The sequence below is a fragment of the uncultured Aquimarina sp. genome (assembly GCF_947500065.1).
GTDB lineage: Bacteria > Bacteroidota > Bacteroidia > Flavobacteriales > Flavobacteriaceae > Aquimarina.
In genome coordinates this window covers 19,949-37,264 of the sequence record NZ_CANMQT010000022.1, presented here as the reverse complement: position 1 = coordinate 37,264, position 17,316 = coordinate 19,949, and the positions used below count along the sequence as shown (strand labels likewise).

Genomic DNA, 17,316 nt, shown 5'->3' with positions numbered 1-17,316 from the left:
TGTTTTTAAGTCACAAGAACAAAACAAAAGAAAAATGGCAAATATTTGAATTAGGTTTCTTTTCATTACTTACAACGCCAAATATATGAATCGGAGCAAGGCAAGCAAGCCTAAACCAATTGATTTATCTGCGCATTTTTATTTCTTGTTTGATTTATAAAAATCTAGCGCCATTGCAAAAAGGAAATGACCTTATGATCTGGCTCTAAATTTTGCTCTGATTTCATATATAATGTTAGCAAATCGTTTTTTATATAGTTCGTATTCCGATAAATAGAGTCGCAATAATTATTATTAAAAGTCCGAACGAAAATAATTTATCTGATATTTTTACGTGTGTATTTTTAGCTTCAAATCCGCTATTTATTTCGTCCGAATTCCTCAAAAAGAGTATAAAATCTCTATTATGTATATTCTCACTAATTCGCTTAAAAATCCGATCAAAAATCCAGTAAATTATTGGTATACAAAATCCAAAATACATAACACGTTCATTTCTGAATTCATTTTTAGAGTTTAAAATTCCGAAAAGTCCAATTGTCAAGAGTCCGATACAAATCAGCCACACTATTTTTGGATTTAGCCATTTCTTTTTTCTAGTATACAGAATTAAAAAACTAACTCCCAAAGCAACTCCAATTCCGATTACACTATTATCCAATTCCGTTAATTATTTTGTTATTCTCAATCAATGTTTGCTAACATGTTTATATACGTACTTTCCATATATAATTATTTACAAACGTATAATAAACGTTTAAATCTACGGTTAGTTTTTACATAAAATACAGAAAAAGCCTGTCTGTATATATGCAAACAAGCTTTCTCCATAAAAACATCAAAAAACAAAAATCAAAAACTATAGCTAATTCCAGCTTGAATAAATACCCCGTCATCAGGAACAAAATAAGATCCATTAACAGGCGTCAATCTATCTGTTAATCGAGAAGCCATAGCTAATTCTGGCTCTCCCCAGTTAATATTAAATATGTTTTCTATTGCTATACCAAAAGTAAATTCATTCTTACTATACTCAATATTCATATCCGTTGCCAAATAGGAGGTATTTGCTTTAGTATCCTCTATTGCACCTGTATTAGCATATCTACATCCTATTCCTCCTGAAAAATTTTTTATCCCATTTATATTCAAGCCTCCTTCTGCTGCCAATTCATAGTTCATGTTTTCATTGTTATTATCAGCATTTGCATAGAAAAAATCAGAATTAAAAAATAACCAATCATTTATATGATATGTAATACTCATATCTACTCCTACTCTTTGTTCTTTTCCATTTGCTTCTACCAACCCTTCTTCATCAACATAAACAAATCCCTGATCCATATTAAACATCCAAAAAGTAGTTTGTAACGACACATTATAAAAAGGATTCCATTCTAAACCAATATCAATTGCATAACTATGATGCATTTTCCCTATTTGTTCAATACCGATATACCTATTTTGGAACCCAACAGCGGATTGCATAGAAAAATTGAATCCCTCAGATATGGTGTATAGCGCATCTAGTTTTGCTATAGTATTAATATTAGATGTTAACCGAGAATCTATAAAAAATGATGACGCACTACTATCTCTAAAATAGTCAAACCTAATTGCAGGAGTTACTTTTAAATTTTCAAAACTAAAAGAAGCATCCGTATATATATATTCATTCATTGTAAATTCTAGTTCTTTATAGCCCAATGGTTCATTGGTATATTGATCTACAGTTACAATCCCATCAAAATAGTTATAAGAATAACGTTCCGAATTTATATTAAAAAACTGATTGTCAATATCTTTTACTATATTCTCTAACTGATTATTCAAATTTAGATTTTGACCAAATAATCCAAATCCCAATAAAACTGTTATTACGGTTATAAAAGTTTTCATACCAATAAATCGTTTTTATAATACTACAGTTCTAATATTTTTCCGAAAGTCACTGGTCCTAATTCATAACCGCTTTCTAATAACTCTTCTTTAATAGGATCCATAGCTTTTTGCATATTATTAGCCTTATAGATTTCCGCAATGTGATAATTCGCTACTGGTTCATAAGTCTTATGTAGGATATACTTTTCTACAATTGCTAGTGCTTCTTTATGATCTCCTTTCAGGTTTAGAATATGCGCTTTTAGATCATAAGATTGTGGTGTAGGACGATTTTGTATCTCTTCTTCGGCTATATCTAACGCCTGTTTAAATTTTTGATATTCTTCGGCCAGTAATAAGGCATTATGAGCATTATACATGGCTCCATATTGCTCATTTTTAACCGCACCTTCATACTTTTTAAGGTTTGTTTTTTTAGTAAGATCATCTTTTTGAAACTCTGCTATCTCTGCTTTTAAGAGAAAGTAATCAGGGCTTTGATGATTTCCCGCAATAGCATCTAAGATTTCTAATGCCTCTACAGGATCTTTTTCATAAGAATATACGATCCAGGCGATTCCTTTTTTCGCATATGCGTTAGAAGGATCTATCGCCAAAGCTTTTAGATAATGATCATAAGATTCTTTAATTCGTCCTGCATGACCATAATAATCCGCTAAATTGGTATAAGACCATAGGAGTAAACTTTCTTTTTTACTACTTTCTGCAATCGCTCTGGCTTTTTCCATATTTCTTATGGTAGCATCCAGATTTCCTTTATAGTCATTCCATTTAGCCAAACGAATTAGGAAATTATAATCACTATAATTTGCAATTTTTCCTAAATACTTCTCCGCATTTTTGTATTCTCCTAATTCCATGGAGATATCAAAAAGCACCATTTCTGTCGCTTTGGTATTGGTTTTTAAAAGATACGCTCCTTGAGCAGCTTCTTTAGCCTCTCTAAATCTATGCTGAGAGATATAATTATGTGCTAATGTTAAAAGATGACTTGACTTACCTATAGCTGCTATGCTGGTAGATTTAGTCAATGTTTTTTCGGCTAATTTCAAATATTGGATATCTCCTGTTGATTGAAATAGCTCAGTATATGTTCCTGCCGCTGCTGCTAATGCTGTGATCTGAAGACTGTCTTCTTTTATTTTAGTGTTCCAAAACTGAAGTTTCTTTATCGCTTCTTTGACTGTTTGATTATCTTGTTCTTTAAGATAAATTGCATAATCTTTTGAGTTGGTAATTGTAGTTTTTTCTTTTTGACAGGAAATAATGAGTATCCCAATCATTATGCTGATGATTCCTTTTAATACTCTCATAATATTTTGTTTTTTGAAATTTGTTTTACTTGATGTTACTTGTCGTTCTGAGTCTATCCTTCTAGCCTATGCAAGGCATGTAAAGTCATTTGAAGGCTGACTTCTAATAATAACAGATAGACTCAGGTTGACAATAAAATGTTAGTGATTTTATTTATTTATGAACTGTGCGGTGCTTCTAAATAAGGAAATGTACTTGATGGAGTCTCTCCTGCACCACTAACCCCATCCGTTACCAGTATTGGTAAATCGGGAGTCCCATCACCATCTAAATCTTGGCCATTAAAACGATCACCGTTTTGACCTCCAAATAATAATATCAAAGAAACATCAATGACATCATCTGTTAAGGTTCTACCTGTTAATACATTGGTACCATCAAAGTACGTCGTTGGAACTCCAGGAGCCACTTGCAGTACATCTGATGCTAATACAGTTGTAAGCGTAGTGATATCCAATCCAAGGATATTATTTTCATAGCTTACGCCAAATGCACCATGCAATCCTGCTAATTGTGTTTCAAACAAAGATTGAAAAGCTGCACCTTGCTCTGAAGGAATTGTAACGTTAAAGCTATTTTCGATATCTGGTGTCGCACTGAATACGGTATTAATTCCTGGACGTCCCATCTGATCTTCTTGAGAAAACGTTCCTGAAAAATCAACCACTACAGGCGGATCTATTGCTATTGCATCATCATCACTACTACAACTTGCAAACCCAATTACTATTACTAAGGCTGCGGATATATTTTTTAAATTAATAAGTTTCATACTATCTGTCATTTTTAAAATTCTTAATTATTGTTTTCTTTTTGCTTCTGCCCACGTATTAAATACTTCTACTCCAGTTCCTGCAGGATGACTAAATGTTCCTCCTAAAAGTGAATTGGGTACTTCTATAACAATGGATAAGACATTAGTTCCATCAAAGTCATCATTACCTGGATTATTAAAACCTCCAGGAGCCATTCCACCTACGATAGCATTGAATTGACTGGAATCAAAAAAGAAAGGATCTTCTCTTAGTCCTGCAAAATATGAGATCCCATTTGCTTCTGATGTAGTTGCACTGGATCCTGAACTGATAGCTACCTGACCTAGATATTGTGTATCTTCATCTATCACACTATTAAGTCCAGTTTGTGAAGGCTCGTATGGTCCGAAGAAATACATAATCCCGCCTCTAGGTATTGCCTGTATAACCAAATCTTCTACTAAATCACCATCATTGTCGATGTTAATTTCTACCAATACATTTTCATCAAAAGTAGCTGAGCTTCCTGGTGCTAACAATCCTTGCACATTGGCTACAAAAACTGTATTGTCTGGATCTGCTCCCTCAAAAGCATAAAGATCTGTAATGTCTGCTGTAGTTCCTACAACAGCTGGAGCGTCTATATGATCTGCTGCCATAAGTACAACTCCGATACTAAGAAGTCCGCCGATGATGAATAAATTTGTTTTTCTAATCTTGTTCATTTTATTTAATTTTAAATGTTTACGGAAATACATACGAGGATAAAAAGAGTACGGTTTTCTCAATGGTGTTAAAAAATTGTTAACTAAGAAAAATAGGTATCTAGATGGCGATTGCATACTAATAGATCGAAAATAAATTTAACTTTGTGATAAACTTATTAACCAATGAACCCATCAACTGTAGGTTGGATAGATAAATTTCTAAGAGATTTTAATATTGACTCTCTTGCCTTATCATCACTGGATGCATTATATCTAGAACTGAAGAGGGTAGGTTTTATATATGGTACTTCTGTAGAAATAGCCTTACCCTACGATTCGGAAATCACATATTCTGAAGAAGAAAAAACCAAAATCAATCTTTTTACAGCTTTAGTAACTACGTATTATGAAACTATAGATAATAGTGATTCTAAGGATTGTATTAAAGCATTGATTGAGTTTTATGAGTACCTGGATACCAAAAAATCTTTCTTTTCTTTTATAAACACATTAACTACTAGTAAGAGTGAAAAATTAGAAAAGATTATTAATACTCGCATACAAACCAATGAATCTATTTTTAAGAAAAACTTCAGTCATTTATTAACTAATGCATTATTATTTATAGATGTACTTGCTTTTGAGCATTTTCTAATTCACGATAAAAACCCAATAGAATATGCAGCAACGCTAGAAGAAACCTTAACAAATATTGTTTTTCTAGCCTTAAACTCGAAAATAGAGAAAGATACTCATGATGAATTATTGATCAAACTTTTTGCTTCTTCTGTTAGGTATACTGAAGTTAATACAGATGAAGACGCTAGTTTTGATCAAATTCGATTAGATAATTATACAGATGAATTAGAGAAAAGATATATTCTGGATCTTACCAGTTTAGCGGTATGGAATGATAAGGAAATTGACCTAGGAGAGCAAGATTTTATACGTGCCTTGGGAGCAGAACTTATGTTACCAAATCAATGGGTGAAAGACTCCTTACATTCAGTACAGTCGTTTGTAAAAGAACACAAAGAAGATATCTCTTTTTTTAATTATTCGAATCCTGCGCATCACTTTTATAAGCAAACTTCAAGAACGGTAAGTATTTTAATCCTTAGAAATAAAAAGAGACTAATCAAAGAAATTTCTGAAAGCAAGGAATTGATGATTTTATTAGGTCAATCTGCGGTGAGAGATCTTTCAAAAGAAGAGAAACAACAGATGAAACAACAATTATTGGATGTTTGTAAAACCATTCCTTCTTTGGCAATTTTTATTTTACCAGGTGGAAGTTTATTAATGCCTCTATTGATAAAGTTTATTCCTCAGTTATTGCCTTCAGCTTTTAATGAAAATAAATAAAAAATCCCTGACGTTTATCAGGGATTATGTAGTGTATTATACTTCTAATTTTTGAAGTTCTTTATAATTCTGTTTAAGCCTTCGGGTCAATATCCCATATATTAATCTATATATCAGTGCTAAAAATCCTACGAAGATAATAGCCATCACAATGGCAGCTACTATAATAAGTCCTACCGGAACCTCCTTACCATCTAAACTATCAGCAAGTTCATTAGAGAAAAACAACATATATAAGGTTGTGGAAATTATCAATAAACCGATAACAGTCAGATTAATCCAGACATAATATTTAACCGTCTTTCTTGTATTAAGAATATTCTGCATCAAAACTTTAGCAGAATCGGTTACCTTAATTTTTCTATAATTTAAATAAAATCTCACTATAAAATAGACCAAAACTCCATAAGATATTATCGTTGAGATCATAAAAAAGTTTTCCATACCTAAAGTTTCTGCTTCTTGGTATTTACCGCTTAATCGAGCGATGACATCGATCGAAGCCCACAAAATAAACTCCAATATACTTATGACAAAAATCCATTTTACTATAGACGACGACTTCTTTAAGATCATTCTATATATCTCATCATATGATAACTTAGGAAGCCCTTCTTCTTGTTTCTTCCAGTCTTTTTTTAATAATTCTAATTCATCCATACTTATGGGTTTAATATTTTTTTCAACTTCGTTTTCACTCGGTTCATTTTCACTCTTGCATTTACTTCAGAGATTCCCATTGTCTCTGCAATTTCTCTATATGATTTATCTTCCAGATATAAGAAAACCAGTGCTTTCTCAATATCATTCAATTGTTTTACCGCTGCATACATTAATTTAAGCTGTTGTTCTACCTCATCATCATATTCCTCTGCCTTAATCTTGAAGTCCATGCTATCAAAATCCGAAGTTTTGATACTTCTTTTAGACTTACGATATAAGGTAATCGCTGTATTTAATGAAACCCTATACATCCAGGTACTAAATTTAGCATCTCCTCTAAACTTAGGATATGCCTTCCACAACTGGATAGTTATCTCCTGAAACAAATCTTTATGTGAATCTGCATCATTCGTATATATCCTACAGACCTTGTGCACAATATTTTGATTTTGCTCAAGATTCGTTACAAAACTATGTTCTAATTCTTTATTCACTTTAGTTAGTTACACCTTATAAGTAGATAATAAAACGAATCCGTTACATAATAGAAATTAATTTTTTCATTCTTAAGTGTTTTTTCTCAAAAGCCATAGATTTTATCATTTGATAATCAACAAGTTTCTCATTAAAATTTAACAAAAATAAATTTTGTATAGCGTATCTAATATTATCATTTTATCTTTGTGAAAGAAGATTTTATTTATGAATATTCCTTATACTAATTTACCAAGATTAGTGATTATCGGAGGTGGTTTTGCAGGAGTTGCGCTTGCCAGAAAAATGGTAAAAGAAAATGTACAACTCATCCTATTAGACAGACATAATTACCACACATTTCAACCTTTATTATATCAAGTTTCTACTTCTTCTTTAGAACCAGATTCTATTGCATATCCATTACGAAAAATCGTAAAACGAGGTAAGAATACATATTTCAGGATGACGGAGGTTGAGTCTATAGATCCTAAAACTAAAGAAGTACATACCCCTATCGGAAGTGTTACTTATGATTATTTAGTAATTGCAACAGGTGCTCGTACTAATTTCTTTGGGAATGAGACTATAGAAAAAAATGCTATGCGGATGAAAAACCTACCCCAAGCATTAAATTTACGAAGTCTGATGTTAGAAAATCTGGAGCAAGCAGTAATTACTATTGATCCTGAAAAAAGAAAAGAATTATTGCGTTTTGTATTAGCTGGTGCTGGACCTACAGGTGTAGAATTAGCTGGTGGAATCGCAGAACTTCAGCTAAATGTACTTCCAAAAGATTATCCCGATATGGATTTTAGTAATATGGAAATTCATCTAATAGAGGGAGCTGATCGTGTTTTGCCTCCTATGAGTGAACATGCTTCTGAAAAGGCTACCAAGTTCCTAGAAAAAATGGGAGTCCATATTCATACCAATACGCAGGTAACAAATTATGAATCTAATCTGGTATCCACAAATACTAATTTATCTCTAAAAACTGCTACTTTTATTTGGTCAGCTGGTGTTACCGGAGCTCCTGTAAAAGGGTTACAAGCAGATTCTTTAATACCACGAGCCAATCGATATAAGGTAAATCAGTTTAACCAAATCGAAGGGTATGATGATATTTATGCGCTGGGAGATATTGCTCTGATGCAAACTAAAGAGTACCCAAAAGGACATCCTATGGTTGCACAACCGGCAATCCAACAAGGAAGTCACCTAGTAAAAAACCTAAAATTGCACCTAAAAGGAAAACCTATGATTCCTTTTAAGTATTTTGATAAAGGATCCATGGCTACGATTGGTCGTAATAAAGCGGTTGTAGATTTAGGTAAATTTCGTTTTGGAGGATTCTTTGCATGGTTTGTTTGGATGTTTATTCACCTTTGGTTTTTAGTAGGGTTTAGAAATCGCTTTGTAACTTTCTTTAACTGGACGTATAACTATATCAATTATGATAAAGCTGCTAGGTTGATTGTAAGACCATTTAAGAATAAGGAAGAGAATGAAGTAGAAAGAGTTTAATAATGACGCTTAGTTTTAATACTGATTAAATAATTTTGAAGGTAAATCTTCAAGTTCTTGTCTGGTTACCTTTTCTCCTTCTGTAGGTGGCTTAATATCCATAGATTCCGAAGAAAGTAGGTTAATTTCATGAAACCTAATTGTTTTCCTTCCTTCTTTTAATTCGAGTATCAGTCCAGGCAGCCCATGATATCCTTTAGGTCCATTGGTTGACTTAATCTCTTTTGCATACCAAGCTTCTACTTTTCTTTCTGAGTTATTTAGTATCGCTTTATAACACACATATTGATCGATCTTTTTTGTTTCTTTTGTCAATATCCATTCTTGAGTTTCTAATACTTCTTCTATCAAAAACAATCTACCTCGATTATCAAACACATGAACTTTTAATGCACTTATCTTTTTGTTTTGAGATTGATCGATATAGATAATTTCAGAATTATTATAGTTAATACGTTCTCTAGTGAATTCACTACCATTCTTATTAGTTCTTGTTTCAGATAAGGTATCATTACTAACCTTCTCTTGTGGGTAATACAAAGATTTTTCATGATTAATTTTTAAAACTGTGATATAATCATACGTAGGAATTTTTAATGGTTTTCTAGCTATTTTCATAGAATGAGCTGACATTTTATCCGCTTGATCTTGCATCATTTTTCTAAAAATCTCTGTAGAATCCTTATCCTTATCTGCACTCATTGCAGCCACTATCTTTCTAATTTCCGCTTTGTATTCTGAAAGCTCTTCTAAATCAATAGGTTCATGTCGGGTAGAAACCTGAGCAGGTTGCATTTTCTCTTTATAAAAAACGGTAATCTCCTGACTTTTCGCAGCAAATGAAATCAAGGCAATAGCTATTATTAGTACAGTTTTCATATCTTTTATTGGTTGTAAAGCATAAAACTAAGAAATTAGTTGAATCATTCAACTAACTTCTTAGTTTATTTTAAAATTCATCGATTTATACGACTATCACAATCCATCCTAATTTTTCTACAGTTCGGTAGTATTCAATTTTAAAACCTGATTCTTTACATCATTTTTGAGTCATCAATCAAAAATCATAAAACGAACAGATGAAATCATTACTAACCACAATCTTATTTTTCACCACAGTATTCATACAAGCTCAAATCACAATTTCAGGAGTTGTTACGGAACCATCTGGAGTTCCTATTCCCGGTGCCAATATTTATTTAGAAGGAACCTATGACGGTGCATCATCTACAGATGACGGAACTTTTTCTTTTACTACTTCCGAAACTGGTGAACAAACTTTAGTTGTTTCTTTTCTTTCTTTTGACACCTATTTATTAACTGCTTCCGTAACTGAAATGAAAAATCTAAAAATAGCATTGAAAGAGGACGTCAATTCTCTAGGCAGTGTTATTCTTAACGCAGGTACCTTCTCTGCTGGTGACAACAGTAAAACGTCTGTATTAACTCCATTAGATATTGTTACAACCGCTGGAGCAGCTGGAGATTATATAGGAGCGTTCCAAACATTACCAGGTACATCTACCGTTGCAGAAGATGGTAGACTTTTTGTGAGAGGTGGCGATGCTAATGAGGCTAATGTATATATTGATGGACTTCGGGTTTTTCAACCTTTTTCGGCAACCGCTAATAATATTCCAACTCGTGGTCGCTTCTCCCCTTTCTTATTTAAAGGAACTAATTTTTCTACAGGAGGGTATTCCGCAGAATATGGTGATGCTTTATCTAGTGTTTTATTATTAAACACCATCGATGAGCCAGAACAGGAAAAAACAGATCTATCTTTTATTAGTGTTGGTCTTGGTGTTGGAAATACACAAAAATGGAAAAAGAATTCTTTAAGCATCAACGCATTCTATCTGAATTTAAAACCATATCAGGAACTAATATCTCAACGTGTAGATTGGATAAAACCGTTTGAATCTTTTTCTGGCGAAGCAGTTTATAGACATCAATTTAATAATGGATTATTTAAATTATATGGAGGGCTTAATTATACAGATTTCGAATTAATCCAGGAAGATATAAACGTAGCCGAAGGTATTAATTTTGGCCTTAAAAACAGAAACTTATATCTCAATGCTTCTTACAAAGGTGATTTAGGAAATGATTGGACATTAACCACTGGAGCAAGTTTTGCTAATGATCACAATGACATAAAAATTATAGAAACCAATGTTGATAATGACGACAATGCGGCTCATCTAAAAGTAAAACTAAGGAAAAGATTTAGCAATCGTTTCAAACTAAGTTTTGGTGCAGAACAATTTATTGGAGATTTTAAAGAAGAAGCTACTGATAATTCCTTTGGAAGTTTTCAAAGCGGTTTTAATAACAATAGTACTGCCGCTTTTTCTGAAGCTAGTATATTTTTCAATAAGAAACTTGCCATGCAGGTAGGAATACGAGCTACGCATAATGTGCTATTAGATTTCACAAAAGTTTCCCCAAGAGCTTCATTGGCTTATAAAATCGCCTCAACATCTCAAATATCGCTGGCTTATGGAGATTTTTATCAAGCTCCTCAACAAGAAGTTCTTAAATATAACAACTCTTTAGATCCAGAAAAATCATCCCATTATATTCTTAACTACCTATATCAAAACAATGGGAGAACCTTAAGAGCAGAAGGATATTACAAAAGTTACGATCGCCTGGTGAAATTTGATACTGAACGACCAGAATTTGGTAGTGCCTACAATAGTAATGGCGATGGATATGCTGCAGGATTGGATCTTTATTGGAGAGATAACAAATCTATCAAGAACTTTGAATATTGGGCAAGTTATTCTTATTTGGATACCAAAAGAAATTATAGAAATTACCCTGAGCGGGCCACACCTAATTTTGCTGCAAAACATAATCTATCTCTAGTAGGAAAATATTGGGCTCAGGATTGGAAATCATTAATCAGCGCTACCTATAATTTTGCATCAGGTCGTCCTTATAATGATCCAAACACCAATACCTTTTTAGGCAAAAAAACTAGGACTTTTAATTCTTTGAATATGAGTTGGGCTTATCTAATTAGTCAACAGAAGATCTTGTTTGTATCTGTATCTAACGTACTAGGTTTTGATAATGTATTTAATTATCAATATGCTAATACACCTAATGTAAACGGAAACTTTGCCAGACGCGCAATTAGACCAACTGCAGATCGCTTTTTTATCGTTGGATTCTTCTGGACTATCAGTGATAATAAAAAAGATAACCAACTGGATAATTTGTAATACAATTCGGTATACAAAAACTACAATTCAGTAAGATTTAATTCCAAAAGATGCAGTATTAAAGGATCTTTATACTGTAAAACAAAAATAGTTATCACACTGATTCGAAGTGTAATCAACAAATAGACATAACCTTAAAAACCACAACAAATGAAAACAATTATTATCATACTTTCCTTTTTCACAATTACCACAGCAACTTCTCAAGCGGCTTATGAAAAAGGTATGGGCAAAGCTTTTGAGCTATGGGGAAATCAAAAAAACGATGAAGCTGCTAATTTGTTTGAACGAATTGGTAAAGCAGAAAAAGAAAACTGGCTTCCGTATTATTATGCTGCACAAATACATATTGTAAAGACTTTTAATACTAAAGATGCCGAGGAAATTGAATCTCGTTTAGTGAAAGCACAGAATTATTTAAATGAAGCTAAAACTTTTTCTAAAGACAATGCAGAAATTATGATTATGGAAGCAATGTTAAACACTGCCTACGTAGTATATGACGGTGCTAAATACGGAATGACGCATTCTGGTAAAGTAGAAGAATTATATCAAAAAGCTAAAACTCTGGAACCAGAGAATCCAAGAGCAATATTATATCACGCAGATTGGCAAATGGGAGCCGCAAAATTCTGGGGTAAAGACCCAAAAGCCTTTTGTCCTGAAATAGAAAAAGCTATCTTGTACTTTGAAAAAGAATCACCTACCACACCTTTTTATCCAGATTGGGGAAAGGATCAGGTAGCAAGAATACAACAGAATTGTAAATAAGACTTAATGAACATTTTTAAAGAAATAGGAAAAGGAATCTTAATCGGAACAGGAATTTTTATCGCGTTTCTCATCGTATATTATTTCCAGGGAACTGAGATAAATTTCGACCGTAAATTGCTAAATAACTATCTGGAGAATATTGTGTTCTCAATCTTTATTTATTTAGCCAATGTATACCTTTTTATATTTCGAAGAAAAAAATGCAAAGAAAAATTTTATTCAATAAAAAATTTAACCATAAACATTATTCTGGCAACCGCAGTATCGGTTATTGCAATCTTTATTGTACGATTATTTTATAACATATTTATATATGAAAAGAGCTTGTTCGAATTTCTAAATGCAGAAAGACCTCAATATTACCTGGTTTCTTTATCTATCGCAACGGTACTTACATTTATGTTTTATGGAGCTTTCTATTGGAAACACAGGCAAGAATCAAAGGTAACTGAACAAAAAATAATTGCTGGAACGGCATCTGCAAAATTTGCAGCTTTAAAGAATCAATTAGATCCGCATTTTTTGTTTAATAGTTTAAATGTGTTGACATCATTAATTGATGAAAACCCTAGAATGGCTCAAAAGTTTACCACATCGTTATCAAAAGTTTACCGATATGTTCTAGAACAAAAAGATAAAGAATTAGTAACTATAGATGAGGAATTAAAATTTGCTAAAACCTATATGACCTTATTAAAACTAAGGTTTGAAGATAGTATCATTTTTGAAATGCCTGAATCCGCCTCTAATCCAGAAGCAAAAGTAGTTCCTCTATCGTTGCAAATTTTATTAGAGAATACTATAAAACATAATGTGGTCATGCCAGACAGACCCCTACATATTAAAATTTATGAAGATGATAGTTTTCTAATTGTAGAGAACAACCTACAGCATAAAGAAGTAATAAAACAAAGTAGCGGTGTAGGTTTAGGAAATGTAAAGCAACGATACGGATTACTTACCAAAAGGGAGTTCTCTGTATACAAAACAGAAACAACTTTTGTTGCAAAGCTTCCAATATTAACAAAAAAAATAACATCAATCGATATGACAACATCACAAAATATAGAAATTGTAAAGGACTTAAAATATAAAAGAGCTAAGGATAGAGTAAAAAAAATGAAGGAGTTCTACGGAAGTCTAACTGCTTATTGTATTGTTATCCCATTCTTAATATTTATCAATTACAGAACTACCGGTTTTAGTTTGCCTTGGTTTATTTTTCCAATGGCTGGATGGGGATTAGGTTTACTTTTTCATTATTCCGAAGCATTTGATCATCACCCAATATTTGGTAAAGACTGGGAGAAGAAAAAAATCAGAAAGTATATGGATGAATCTAATAGAAGAAATTATGAATGATCTTGATAAAATAAAAGCCTACAAAAAAGCAAAAAAACGAGTCATTGAAGAAAGGTCTTTTTACTCTCACGTTGTAGTATATATCGTTATGAATATTGTCATCTTTATTTTTAAAATAAAAGTTGGAGATTATGTAAATGATGACGGCTATAACGACTTCCTTCCGTGGAATTTAATCAGCACTCCAATATTATGGGGTTTAGGTCTACTAGGGCACGGATTATGGACTTTTAGAGAAAAAAACGGATTAGGGAAACTGTTTAGCAAATCCATTTTCAGTAAAAAATGGGAAGAACAGAAGATCAAAGAGTTTATGAATGAGAAGGATAACCTATAAAAGAATAGACAATGGAAAATTCTGAGCTACACAAAAGATATAAAAAAGCAAAAAAACGGGTTGAAGAAGAACAGTCCTTCTATACACACCTAAGCGTATACATCGTTGTAAACATTGCTATTATTATTGTGATTCTATATTTCAAAGACTATATATATGACGGTTACTTGATTCCTAATTTAATAAGCTCTCCTTTATTATGGGGTATTTTTTTACTAGGTCACGGATTATTGGCTTTTAGAGGAAAAAATGGACTAGGAAAACTGTTCAAAAAATCCATTTTTAGCAAAAAATGGGAAGAAAAGAAAATTAAGGAGTTGATGAATGATAATGATAACTTTTAAAAAATAATTAAAATGGAAAATTTTGAAAAACGAAAAAAATATAGAATAGCAAAAAAACGTGTTGAAGCAGAAAAAGGGTTTTACAGCCATCTTACAGCATATCTTATTGTAAATGCTTTTTTATTGTTTATAAATTCTGACTTTATAGATGAAGGATTTAATAATTGGTTACGATGGAATCTATATATCACTCCTTTTTTCTGGGGAATTGGTTTATTCTGCCATTGGGTAAAAGTTTTTAATCCCAATATCATCTTTAGCAAACAATGGGAAGAACGAAAAATCAAAGAAATAATAGATAAGGATAATACTATAGATTATTTATAGATATCAACCATATTAAAAACATTAGTTCGAGTTAAGAAAATATACATCAATCAAAAAACAATCATTTAAAACTTATAACATGCAAGATTTTGAAGAAGAGGAAAAATATAAGTTAGCAAAAAAAAGAGTGGATGATGAAAGAGGTTTTTATACACATCTAAGCTTTTATGTTGTTATCAACCTAGTCCTACTTTTTATCAATACAAATTTTGAAAGTCAAGGATTCAAAAACTGGTCCCAATGGCATTTATACATCACACCAATACTTTGGGGAATAGGATTGCTATTTCACGGTCTGAGAGTCTTTAAAAAGAATTTTATTTTTGGTAAAAATTGGGAAAAGAAAAAAATCGAGAAACTAATGGAAGAGGATGATACACTAGATCTATTATAAAATCAATCAAAACTAATAACTAAAAACTAATCATCATGAAATGAGCTATAACAGATTGTTTATATTAAGCAAAATGTTTGATAGCGAATTCCATCTGACGATTAAAAAACAATAAAATATAAACTGATGAAAGATTTTGAAGAACAAAAAAGATACGAACGCGCCAAAGAACGCGTAGACGAACTAAAGAAATTTTACAACAACCTATTTTCATATATTGTTATTATTGGGTTTCTTGCCGGAATAAATTATTACACAAATGAATGGCGTTATGCCTGGTTTTTATGGGCTGCTTTTGGCTGGGGAATTGGCTTAGCTTTCCATGCTGTTAAAGCTTATAGAATCAATCCTATGTTCGATAAAGATTGGGAAGAACGTAGAATCAGAAAATACATGGACGAAGAAGATAAAGAAAAACAGCTTTGGGAGTAATCTAGATTGCTGGATTATTAGATCATTGGATTGTTAGATTAATAAATCTTTAGTCTAATCCTGCTTTTTATAATCTATCATATATCTAATCGTCTAACAATTCCAGTAATCTAGATTCCTGGATTATTAGATCATTGGATTACTAGATCCTTAAGTATTCCAATTAACAACTATTTTATTTTTTTTCCTAAGGCCTAACCCTCTAAATATCCAAAAAATCCAATAATCAAAGAAGTCAAAACATCAATCAAAATGAAAACACTAATCAATCTTATTCTACTATTTTTTATTGGTCTACTTAGTGCTCAAGAAGCCTTTATTATAAAAGATGTAACCATTTTTGATGGTGATAAAGTAATCCCGAAAACGTCCATACTTGTCGAAAATGGAAAAATTTCTAAAATTGCTCCAATTATAAAAAAAGAAGCTACTACAGTTGATGGAACAGGAAAGTTTCTAATGCCAGGAATGACGAATTCTCATGTTCACGCGTGGGCTCCTGCTTCACTTAAACAAGCAGCACAAGCAGGTGTGTTAAACTTACTTGATATGCATGGAGTAGAACCGTATCAAGGGATGATGAAATCAATGAAAGATTCTACTAACTACGCTCGATTTTATGTTGCTGGTTATGCCGCAACAGCTCCAGAAGGACATGGAACACAATATGGATTCCCAGTACCAACATTAACAAAACCTGAAGATGCCACTAAATTTGTAGAAGATCGCATTAATGCTGGAGTAGATCATATAAAAATAATTGTAGAGCCCTGGAAAACTACCTTATCACATGAAACCGTAAAGGCTGTCATTGATGAAGCACATAAAAACAACAAAAAAGCAGTGGTTCACATTTCTAAAGTCGAAGATGCGTACCAGGTACTAAATAATAATGCTGATGGTTTGGTGCATATTTGGACAGATAAAGCTTTAGCCGATAACCAACTTAAACAACTATCAGAGAATAAAGATTTTTTTGTTATCCCAACCCTATTGACAATTATACAAGTATCGGAAGTTATCAGAAAAAAGAGCAAAGAGGAAGTAGCAACTAAAACTGAATTTTTATTTAATGAAGTACAAAAATTATACAAGGCAGGAATCCCCATATTAATGGGAACCGATCCTCCAAACGCTAATATCAATCATGGTACAGATCTCTATAAAGAACTAATATTAGTATCAGAAGCAGGAATACCTAATTTAGAAGTTCTAAAAGGAGCAACCTCCTATCCAGCTGATCGATTTAAACTTGATAAAATAGGGTATTTAAAAGAAGGATATATCGCAGACATTTTATTACTTAGCAAAAATCCAATAGAGGATATTATGCATATAGATACTATTGAATCTATACGGAAAGCTGGAAAAAAAGTACAACAATAAAAATAAATTAGATTATTAGC

Annotated in this window: 16 protein-coding genes and 1 pseudogene; 11 read left to right on the top strand and 6 right to left on the bottom strand. The window is 32.1% G+C overall.

All coding sequences use genetic code 11. From position 1 onward, the window contains the following. Positions 1-852: 852 nt before the first annotated feature. From Q0975_RS27800 to Q0975_RS27790, 3 genes and pseudogenes are all read right to left on the bottom strand, one after another. The gene (locus Q0975_RS27800) at positions 853-1,899 is read right to left on the bottom strand and encodes a hypothetical protein (protein ID WP_299444071.1); all 1,047 of its coding nucleotides are present in this window, start codon (positions 1,897-1,899) and stop codon (positions 853-855) included. A 23-nt stretch (positions 1,900-1,922) separates the two neighbouring features. Then, a complete protein-coding gene (locus tag Q0975_RS27795; RefSeq protein WP_299444068.1) occupies positions 1,923-3,215 on the bottom strand; it encodes a tetratricopeptide repeat protein in 1,293 nt (430 codons plus the stop codon). Between the two features lie 158 nt (positions 3,216-3,373). After that, positions 3,374-4,687: pseudogene (locus Q0975_RS27790) on the bottom strand (DUF4331 family protein). A gap of 174 nt (positions 4,688-4,861) precedes the next feature. Between Q0975_RS27790 and Q0975_RS27785 the strand changes: the two are divergent. Continuing rightward, on the top strand, positions 4,862-6,043 hold the full coding sequence (locus tag Q0975_RS27785; RefSeq protein WP_299444065.1) for an LETM1-related biofilm-associated protein: 1,182 nt from the start codon (positions 4,862-4,864) through the stop codon (positions 6,041-6,043). A gap of 36 nt (positions 6,044-6,079) precedes the next feature. On the opposite strand, the gene Q0975_RS27780 is transcribed toward Q0975_RS27785, so the two are convergent. Beyond that, positions 6,080-6,703, bottom strand: coding sequence for a hypothetical protein (locus tag Q0975_RS27780; protein WP_299444062.1), 624 nt, complete (start codon positions 6,701-6,703; stop codon positions 6,080-6,082). 2 nt (positions 6,704-6,705) lie between these two features. After that, complete coding sequence (locus Q0975_RS27775; protein ID WP_299444059.1) at positions 6,706-7,200, bottom strand: RNA polymerase sigma factor; 495 nt, start codon at positions 7,198-7,200, stop codon at positions 6,706-6,708. Positions 7,201-7,408: 208 nt separating this feature from the next. Here Q0975_RS27775 and Q0975_RS27770 point away from each other — a divergent pair, with 208 nt between their 5' ends. After that, entirely contained in the window at positions 7,409-8,707 is a 1,299-nt protein-coding gene (locus Q0975_RS27770) for an NAD(P)/FAD-dependent oxidoreductase (protein ID WP_299444056.1), read from the top strand. A gap of 15 nt (positions 8,708-8,722) precedes the next feature. On the opposite strand, the gene Q0975_RS27765 is transcribed toward Q0975_RS27770, so the two are convergent. Further along, positions 8,723-9,586 (bottom strand): GLPGLI family protein, encoded by an 864-nt coding sequence (locus Q0975_RS27765; RefSeq protein ID WP_299444052.1) that lies wholly within the window; start codon positions 9,584-9,586, stop codon positions 8,723-8,725. 200 nt (positions 9,587-9,786) lie between these two features. On the opposite strand from Q0975_RS27765, the gene Q0975_RS27760 reads away from it, so the two are divergent. The 9 genes from Q0975_RS27760 (at position 9,787) to Q0975_RS27720 (ending at position 17,296) form a co-directional block, all read left to right on the top strand. Beyond that, on the top strand, positions 9,787-11,940 hold the full coding sequence (locus tag Q0975_RS27760) for a TonB-dependent receptor (protein ID WP_299444049.1): 2,154 nt from the start codon (positions 9,787-9,789) through the stop codon (positions 11,938-11,940). Positions 11,941-12,090: 150 nt separating this feature from the next. Further along, complete coding sequence (locus Q0975_RS27755) at positions 12,091-12,711, top strand: hypothetical protein (protein WP_299444046.1); 621 nt, start codon at positions 12,091-12,093, stop codon at positions 12,709-12,711. A 6-nt stretch (positions 12,712-12,717) separates the two neighbouring features. Beyond that, the gene (locus Q0975_RS27750; RefSeq protein WP_299444043.1) at positions 12,718-14,076 is read left to right on the top strand and encodes a 2TM domain-containing protein; all 1,359 of its coding nucleotides are present in this window, start codon (positions 12,718-12,720) and stop codon (positions 14,074-14,076) included. Next, a complete protein-coding gene (locus tag Q0975_RS27745; RefSeq protein ID WP_299444041.1) occupies positions 14,048-14,413 on the top strand; it encodes a 2TM domain-containing protein in 366 nt (121 codons plus the stop codon). Before Q0975_RS27750 ends, Q0975_RS27745 begins: the two co-directional genes overlap by 29 nt. An 11-nt stretch (positions 14,414-14,424) precedes the next feature. Further along, the gene (locus Q0975_RS27740; protein WP_299444038.1) at positions 14,425-14,757 is read left to right on the top strand and encodes a 2TM domain-containing protein; all 333 of its coding nucleotides are present in this window, start codon (positions 14,425-14,427) and stop codon (positions 14,755-14,757) included. A 12-nt stretch (positions 14,758-14,769) separates the two neighbouring features. Further along, a complete protein-coding gene (locus tag Q0975_RS27735; RefSeq protein ID WP_299444035.1) occupies positions 14,770-15,084 on the top strand; it encodes a 2TM domain-containing protein in 315 nt (104 codons plus the stop codon). 79 nt (positions 15,085-15,163) lie between these two features. Continuing rightward, the gene (locus Q0975_RS27730; RefSeq protein WP_299444032.1) at positions 15,164-15,478 is read left to right on the top strand and encodes a 2TM domain-containing protein; all 315 of its coding nucleotides are present in this window, start codon (positions 15,164-15,166) and stop codon (positions 15,476-15,478) included. Positions 15,479-15,604: 126 nt separating this feature from the next. Then, entirely contained in the window at positions 15,605-15,910 is a 306-nt protein-coding gene (locus Q0975_RS27725; protein ID WP_299444029.1) for a 2TM domain-containing protein, read from the top strand. A 252-nt stretch (positions 15,911-16,162) separates the two neighbouring features. Continuing rightward, positions 16,163-17,296, top strand: coding sequence for an amidohydrolase family protein (locus Q0975_RS27720; protein ID WP_299444026.1), 1,134 nt, complete (start codon positions 16,163-16,165; stop codon positions 17,294-17,296). Positions 17,297-17,316: the final 20 nt, after the last annotated feature.

Coding starts and splice junctions, on each gene's coding strand:
- Q0975_RS27800 (WP_299444071.1), bottom strand. CDS start 1,899: ATGAAAACTTTTATAACCGTAATAACAGTTTTATTGGGATTTGGATTA.
- Q0975_RS27795 (WP_299444068.1), bottom strand. CDS start 3,215: ATGAGAGTATTAAAAGGAATCATCAGCATAATGATTGGGATACTCATT.
- Q0975_RS27785 (WP_299444065.1), top strand. CDS start 4,862: ATGAACCCATCAACTGTAGGTTGGATAGATAAATTTCTAAGAGATTTT.
- Q0975_RS27780 (WP_299444062.1), bottom strand. CDS start 6,703: ATGGATGAATTAGAATTATTAAAAAAAGACTGGAAGAAACAAGAAGAA.
- Q0975_RS27770 (WP_299444056.1), top strand. CDS start 7,409: ATGAATATTCCTTATACTAATTTACCAAGATTAGTGATTATCGGAGGT.
- Q0975_RS27765 (WP_299444052.1), bottom strand. CDS start 9,586: ATGAAAACTGTACTAATAATAGCTATTGCCTTGATTTCATTTGCTGCG.
- Q0975_RS27760 (WP_299444049.1), top strand. CDS start 9,787: ATGAAATCATTACTAACCACAATCTTATTTTTCACCACAGTATTCATA.
- Q0975_RS27755 (WP_299444046.1), top strand. CDS start 12,091: ATGAAAACAATTATTATCATACTTTCCTTTTTCACAATTACCACAGCA.
- Q0975_RS27750 (WP_299444043.1), top strand. CDS start 12,718: ATGAACATTTTTAAAGAAATAGGAAAAGGAATCTTAATCGGAACAGGA.
- Q0975_RS27745 (WP_299444041.1), top strand. CDS start 14,048: ATGAATCTAATAGAAGAAATTATGAATGATCTTGATAAAATAAAAGCC.
- Q0975_RS27740 (WP_299444038.1), top strand. CDS start 14,425: ATGGAAAATTCTGAGCTACACAAAAGATATAAAAAAGCAAAAAAACGG.
- Q0975_RS27735 (WP_299444035.1), top strand. CDS start 14,770: ATGGAAAATTTTGAAAAACGAAAAAAATATAGAATAGCAAAAAAACGT.
- Q0975_RS27730 (WP_299444032.1), top strand. CDS start 15,164: ATGCAAGATTTTGAAGAAGAGGAAAAATATAAGTTAGCAAAAAAAAGA.
- Q0975_RS27725 (WP_299444029.1), top strand. CDS start 15,605: ATGAAAGATTTTGAAGAACAAAAAAGATACGAACGCGCCAAAGAACGC.
- Q0975_RS27720 (WP_299444026.1), top strand. CDS start 16,163: ATGAAAACACTAATCAATCTTATTCTACTATTTTTTATTGGTCTACTT.